Source organism: Pseudoalteromonas sp. TAE79 (genome assembly GCF_000498015.1).
Lineage (GTDB): Bacteria > Pseudomonadota > Gammaproteobacteria > Enterobacterales > Alteromonadaceae > Pseudoalteromonas.
On sequence record NZ_AUTL01000269.1, the window covers coordinates 19,822 to 27,325 of the forward strand.

Consider the following 7,504-nt stretch of genomic DNA (forward strand, 5'->3'; position numbering starts at 1 on the left):
AAACAACCAGAAAAGATGACTTCTGGGATTTTTGGAATTCAAATTAATACGTCCAACTTTAAAGGCAGTTGAATAGCTTACTTATTATCAACTGCCTTTGCCTTATTTATTTTGAGCACGTGATTGATAATGCGTCATTATTAGGTTTTGCAGTCAACGCGATATCTGCAACTGCTAAACTTAAACGCTGAGCTGAAATACGAATTACATCTGACATGGTTTGTTCAATCAGTTCGCTATCGGCGCAATTGAGTGCGATTGATAAAGTATGCCAGCGCTTATCTGCCATTGTTTTTTCAAACGATGAAAAATCAATACTTCTTAAACAGTTATCTAAATTACACATTACTTGTAACTGTGCACCTTGCTCTGGAGCTTTATCTAATCGCATTTTTAGCTCAAGGTAACCTGATTTAAATTTGCGTTCGAGTAGCGTAGGTTTTAAGTAACTTAGGCTAAGCGTTGCATCTGAGGATTGAGATTGCCACTTAAACTGCCTTGCATCCTCTTGATACGATAAATTAACCGATTGCATTAACAAACTTTTTTTATCGCCACTGGTGGCCGATGAACCACTAGTTAAAACCTTTGCTGTTGTATCGGCCAACGCCCATGTGACATTTTTAGCTAAACTTTTTACAAACAGTGGATGTGCATCGCTTTTAACGATTTTTTTAGGGCTCGTTGCTTCACTCACAATAGGCATATTTATTGCGTCATGATAAGTTAGCCCGTAGCCGTAGGCAAAGAGCGGGTCGTAATCTACATCCCCTAAGTTAAGGCTGAATTGATTGTCGTATTTAGGCCACGAAAAACTCAACTTACCGGTAAAATCAAACTGGCTGTTACCGTTTTTATCTGTTAATAATACGTCTGCAACCCCCTCACCCTCAGAGCCTGGTAACCATGCAGCAACAAAGGCATCCGATGCATTGAGCTCTTTACTGACCCAAAGCGGGCGACCACTTAAAAATACGGTAACTACCGGAATATTGTCTGCCTTAAGTTTTTTCAGCAGTGCAAGGGCATGTTTGCTTTCATCCTGAAACTCTAGCATTTCTATATCACCAAACCACTCAGCATAAGGCTCTTCACCAATAACAACAATGGCTACATCTGGCTTGGTTTTATATTCACCAGACTCACTTAAGCTTATTTCACCGCCTGCTTTTAATACTTGCGACTTTAAACCTGCATAAATAGAGGTCGCATTAGGAAAGTCACTATTGGTATTGTCTGTGCCCTGCCAAGAAACACTCCAGCCACCCGCTTGCATATTAATTGCATTCGCGCCTTTGCCGGCAACTAAGATNGCTACTCGCTTTGATTGGCAGCACGTTTTCGTTGTTTTTTAATAGAACGAGTGACTTACGAACCGCTTCTCTTGCTAACGTACGATGCTGGGAGGCACCTAACCACTGTGAGTGTTGTGATTCAGGTCGTGAAGATGGCTTTCCTTTAACAAAAACACCCCAGCGGATTTTAGCCCTTAAAAAACGTCTAACGGCATCGTTAATTCTTGATTCGGCTATTACACCGTCTTTCACTTGCTTAACAGTATTATGATAAAACGCTTCAAAATGCTCTGGTACCATAATCACATCAACGCCGGCGTTAATTGCTTGCGCACATTGCTCTAAATCGCAGCCTTCTACAAACTTGTGAGCATTCCAATCACTGACTACAAACCCATCAAAACCAAGTTGGTTTTTAAGTACATCCGTTAATAAGTGTTTATCGCCATGCACACGTTTGCCATTCCAACTATTAAAGGATGCCATCACTGATTGCACACCTTCATTAATAGCCGAAAAGTAACCTGCGCTATGAATATCTCTTAATCCTTTTTCATCGATAAGCGTATTTCCGCGATCAACGCCTCGCTCAGTGCCACCATCGCCCACAAAATGTTTTGCGGTGGCAATACGGTTACTGCCTTTTAAAAAGTCAGCGCCTATATCACCTTGAATACCTGTCACCATACTACCTGCATACAGCCTAACTAATTCAGGGTCTTCTGAGTAACTTTCATAGGTTCTGCCCCAGCGATCATCTCTGACTACAGCGACAGTAGGAGCAAAACTCCATTCAATCCCAGTGGCTGACACTTCTTTCGCTGTTGCTTGGCCTATGCGTTTAATTAAATCGGCATCATGCGCAGCTCCTAAGCCAATATTGTGCGGAAATAACGTAGCGCCATAAACATTGCTATGCCCATGCATGGCATCGGTTCCCCAAATAGTCGGTATTGCAATACCGTCTTTCGTTGAGTCCATTGATGCTAGGTACATTTCATCCGCATATTTTAACCATGTGGCCTGAACAGCGCGTTTGTCGCCATAGGGCGCTGTATTACCACCATTGAGGTATGAACCAAACCCATATTTACGCATTTGCTCAACACTTAAGTAACCAATTTCGGGCTGAATCATTTGTGCTACTTTTTGCTCTATGGTCATCTTTGCGAGCAGCTGTTCAATTTGCGCTTCTACAGCGGGATCGCGTTTGAGCTTAGTGTTCACATTCGGCCATTTTACCTGCACATTTTCAGCACTATATGAATACTGACATGTTAACGCGGCAACTAACGAAAATAGGCAACGTAATAATTTAGAATTTTTGATCTGAAACATTAAAAACCTTCGAGTAAAAATATCGTTTTAAAAAACATGAAGCGATTGATTTAATTTGGAATATATTCAATAAAATCATAATAGGCCCACGACGGACTGCCATAGTATTGACCAGGAAAGTAATTGCCTTCGGTTGAGTTATCACCATTCCATTGGTTGATCATTATTTTTGTATTATCTATAGGCCATGCATAAGCAGGGATCTCGTTGCTAGCTAGCACTTTGTCTCCATTGTCTTTGTATACCACCCTAATTGTTTGCTCATTTCCTTGAGCGTCGTAGAGGTACCAACGAATCGAGTTGCTAGACCAATCAAAACCGATGGTTAATAAATTTTCTCTGTAATCAAGCCCAAACTGACTTAGGTCGATGTCCTTTTCCCAGCTTTGATAAGTACCACCTTGCGGCTGGTAAATCACATTGGTATGAACAACGTTTCCAAGAGAGGGTAAAAGCTCAAGATCTATCTCTTGCCATGCTCTGCCGGGGGAGTCCCACCACGATGTGTAAGTAAAAATAGAAGACACAGTGCCTTGCGTATTTCCTGACTTAACACTGCCTTGTACCTTACCAAAGCCATAAAAATTATTACTTTGCAGATGCGCCTTGTGATAATGAAAGCGTGATCCCCTGTTGACTTGGGTTAATCATTCCAGGGGCAAATTCACAGCCAAAGGGCGAGCCATTATCGCCACTTCGCGCATTCCAAATCGATGTGTCATAACCCCACGAAAAATTATCTTTAAAATAATTGGCATATGTACACGGCGAGATAAATAAAATACCACTCACCAAGGTGCTAATAAGCTTAGTTTTCATTATTGATCCTTATTTAAATTGCACGCCTACCACAGTGTATAATTACTGTGACAGACGTAATTTGGTGAGGTTATCTAAAATGAAAAACCAGCTCTTACACCGTAATACCTTGGCATGCCAAAGCTGCCTTTAGGAATGCCTTTACTGGTGTTGTTCCAATACTGAATCGTTTCATCAGAGGCATTATTTACAAATGCTTCTGCGAACCAATTTTGTCCTTGCGGTTCATACTTGATTGAGGCATTGAATACGGCAAACGCATCGCGGCTATCGTCAATGTATTTTGTCGCCTCGTCCGATACGCTAAAGTCCATATCATCTAAGTGTTTATCAACATTCCATACTGTTGAGTACGACTCATCTTTCCAGCTCGCATTAAGCCAGCTATGAATAAAACCATATTCACCTAAATCAAACGTATGTGTGTAGCTGATGTTCGCCGTGAACTTAGGCGTCATCGCTAGGTTATTACCTTTAAGGTTGGTTGATAGCAGTGTATTTTCAGGGTTTTTTGATTCCTCATAAGAAATATCAAAAAGATACTCAGCATCGTAATCCCATTTAGTATTCCAATCGTCCGTCACTTTAGCATCAGTCCAGGTTACATAACCGGTGATACGCCCGCTTGGGTAAGGCTTCCAATCAAACTCAAGCTCAATACCTTTGATTGTTGAACTAGGAACATTTTGTGTGTAATAAGCTATAACTGGCTTGTTTTGAAAATCGAGTACTGGCTCGCCATTTCCATCTAAAACGGGAGAACCATCTTCATCTTCTACCACAGATAAACGCTCTACGTTACCGATTGAGCCCACTGATGCGTATTGCATGTCGGTGTAATCTGTGTAGAAAAATGCGGCTTTTAGGTTTAATGAATTATCAAAAAAGCTCGATTTAGCGCCAAGCTCCCATGTAAGTACTTCTTCTGGATCAAACTTAGTTTCAAAGCGTGTAACGTCACCGGTTCTGTCATTTACGACCTCATATACATCACCAATTCCGCCGGCTTTAAAACCACTGGCAAGGTAGGTATAAATCATAGTTTCAGGTGAGATGTCGTAGTCTAAACCAACACGAAAATCATGATGCTGCCAACTTCCTTTATTATCGTTTGCAAAATATGATGCATAAATTGAAGGATCTTCGTAGTAATCAACTGGCAAATTATTTAGATCAGTTCTATTTAACCAACCTACGGCGCAGCCATCGGCATTAGAACAGCGATATGTTTTACCCCCTTTATCTTCTTTCGTTTCATCACTAAAACGATAACCAAGTGTTAGATGTAATTTTTCAGTTAAATTGTATGTACCTTGACCAAACAAAGCGAATGCATCTGTGGAGCGATCAGGTTGATCCCAAAAGGCTTTATCATCCATCGGGTTATCGTAATAACCTAAGGTCGTGGTTTTTTCGTGGAAATAGTTAGCACCGACAATCCAAATAAAATCGCCGTATTCGTCAGATTGTAATTGCACTTCTGTAGAAAATGATTTAGCGCCAGTGCCATCTAAAAAGTACGTTGCCCCATCCCAAGGATCGAGGCCGACTTCGCTATCTTGTGCTGAAGAGCGTTCCATATCCTCATAGCCAAGTAGCCACACAAGCGAATATTCATCATTTATATCGTAGTTAAGGGTATTTCTAAGATAGGTGATATCTAAATTAAGCTTACCAGGCACATTCACAACAGCTTGATATGTATTATCACTGGGTAAAAAGTTTGTGCAATCGCCACCCAACTCAGCACTTCTACCACGAATTTTATCGCAGTTAACTAAATCGAGATTGTTATTACTGTTATTAACATACTTTTGAAAAACGGTATGATTTGAAAAGCTGCCATCTAACGGCTCCCAAAGTGTACTAATTCTAAAAGAGTATTCATTAGCATTGTTATAAAAGTCATCTTTTTCAGCGGGTGTTAATTGGCGAACTTTTTGCGCCTCTGGATCAGTTCCTGCGCCATCTATCCACCAGTTTTCTCGCTGCGTGACAGTTTGACCAATACCTTGATAAGAATCCTCGGATATAACTGGAGCATTGAGTATATCGTCGCTTAATCGTCTTGAGTCATATTGGTTGGGATCGTAGTAACCTTCGAGATAAGAGTCGCGTTTTAGACCTTTGCCAGAAAACCGTACTGCAAATTCGTCATTAATTGGAATATTGATTACACCACCAATATTTTTGCTGTTGTATTTACCTGCTTCAACATTCACATTGCCATATAAATGAGTGAATTCAGGCTTTGCTGAAATAACATTTATGCTACCAACTGTTGAATTTCGGCCAAATAACGTTCCTTGTGGGCCCCTTAATGCCTCAACTCGTTCAATGTCATACATCAGAGCTAGTGCTCCTTGCATTCTTGGTGAATAAACACTATCAAGGTGCACACCAACAGCAGGGTCGCCAAGCTCGGTAATATTAGTAGAACGTACGCCACGCATCGAGATAACTGGTGCTGATTGATCCGTCGCTGTGGAGATATCTAACCCTGGCACTAGGTTAGCTATATCTTTAACGCTGTTAACCCCATTTTGTCTTAGCTCTGCTTCAGTCAATGCCGTAATGGCAACTGGGGTTTCCATAAGTCTAGTTTTACGTTTAGTTGCTGTTACAGAAATAATTTCTAACGAGCTAGCTTTTTTCTCTGGTGTTTGTATTTCTTCAGTGGAAGCCTCTTGAGCATGAAGTGGCATTGAGCAAGCCAATGCAACGGCTATTGATAATGCTGTTTTATTTATTGTGTGCATGTTCGACCTTTTGATGTGTGTGAACGTTAATTTTGTAACTTTTATGTAACAGCTTCACAGTATCCATAGGGTCTTTTTTGAATACTAGTCAAATACGCCAAAGCGAGTTAGATATAATACAAGCCGATATTAGAACGTATTGGATTAGAGTTTTTAAACAGTAGACCTTCAATTTTATGAACTCAAAGCGAACTTACGCCTTATTTTACAGTTTACTTTGAATAAAAAACCGACTTTCATCGGTTTATTTTCTATTAACCTAATTAGTAATAGAAATGCTAAGCGCAGGACGTATCTTGTAAGAGTGAACCTATGACCGTCTGATTCGTAGCTAGAAGAAGCGGCACTTCTACGTGAGTAAGCTCTTCGCCTACATTGAAAAGTTGGCGGTGGTATTATTTGTAGATCGTAGCTTAAAGGCGTTTAAATACTCATGGTGATTTTGGACTTTTCATTTACTCCTCTTTCACTTTTCTTTGTGCATTTTAGTTTTTAAGGGCGTTATTCACAAAGAGGTTAAGAGGCGCTGCGCTTTTAGAGAAGTGATTAAAACATTATAAATCAGAAGCTGTGCTTCTAACGTAAGCAAGCCCTACGTCTACATAAAAAGTTGCGGTGATATTATTTATAGACCGTAGCTTACAGGCTTTTAAATGGTGATTTTGAACTTCTCATTTACCCCTCTTTCACTTTTCTTTGTGCATTTTAGTTTTTAAGGGCGTTATTCACAAAGAGGTTAAGAGGCGCTGCGCTTTTAGAGAAGTGATTAAAACATTATAAATCAAAAGCGACGCTTTTAACGTAAGCAAGCTCTACGTCTTGGAATTTTAACTGTGGTGTTTAGTTCGGTTTAACTGATAGCTGAAGACTTTCTCAAACTTCAGGCACATCGAGTAGGGTGAGGCTTATGCCTCATCCCTCTCACAGAACCGTACGTACGGACCTCGTATACGGCTCCTGTACCCTTCACATTTTATCAACTTATTTCCTAAACGCTGATAAAGCAAGCCATCCCGTATTCACTTTTTCTATTGGATATAAACCAAGCTCCTCAAACCATTGGTTTGGCATCGATACACAAGATAAAGGGCTTAGTGAGTTACGCCACGAGTTCATCTTTATGAACTTAAACGGTGGCTTTTTCCCTAACTGCTTTAGTCGTCGATGTAGCCTTGATGGCTTCTTCCACAACCTCAGCTGTATTGCCCTTAGTCTTCGTCTGATCCAACCTGCCAAGGCTTTTAGCTCTCGCTTACAATTGGCTATACTAAAATAATTTACAAAACCGCGCAC

General features: G+C 40.5%; 6 protein-coding genes. All 6 read right to left on the bottom strand.

Going from position 1 to position 7,504, the window contains the following annotated elements:
• Positions 1 to 106 precede the first annotated feature (106 nt).
• Positions 107 to 1,276, bottom strand: coding sequence for a glycoside hydrolase family 3 C-terminal domain-containing protein (locus tag L655_RS1000000128245; protein WP_241764533.1), 1,170 nt, complete (start codon positions 1,274 to 1,276; stop codon positions 107 to 109).
• A 1-nt stretch (position 1,277) separates the two neighbouring features.
• Positions 1,278 to 2,522 carry a glycoside hydrolase family 3 N-terminal domain-containing protein gene (locus L655_RS1000000128250; protein ID WP_241764534.1) on the bottom strand — a complete coding sequence of 415 codons (1,245 nt, stop codon included), beginning with the start codon at positions 2,520 to 2,522 and terminating at the stop codon, positions 1,278 to 1,280.
• Positions 2,523 to 2,683: 161 nt separating this feature from the next.
• Positions 2,684 to 3,232, bottom strand: a complete 549-nt coding sequence (locus L655_RS01000000126030; protein WP_241764536.1) for a family 16 glycosylhydrolase — start codon at positions 3,230 to 3,232, stop codon at positions 2,684 to 2,686.
• Positions 3,222 to 3,452, bottom strand: a complete 231-nt coding sequence (locus L655_RS1000000128255; protein WP_241764535.1) for a hypothetical protein — start codon at positions 3,450 to 3,452, stop codon at positions 3,222 to 3,224. Before L655_RS1000000128255 ends, L655_RS01000000126030 begins: the two co-directional genes overlap by 11 nt.
• A gap of 74 nt (positions 3,453 to 3,526) precedes the next feature.
• Positions 3,527 to 6,211: a TonB-dependent receptor gene (locus L655_RS0121735; RefSeq protein WP_024606266.1), complete on the bottom strand. Its 2,685-nt coding sequence runs from the start codon at positions 6,209 to 6,211 to the stop codon at positions 3,527 to 3,529.
• A 981-nt stretch (positions 6,212 to 7,192) separates the two neighbouring features.
• Positions 7,193 to 7,504 (bottom strand): group II intron maturase-specific domain-containing protein (locus L655_RS0121740; RefSeq protein WP_024605253.1); only part of this gene is annotated, 312 nt, incomplete at its 5' end.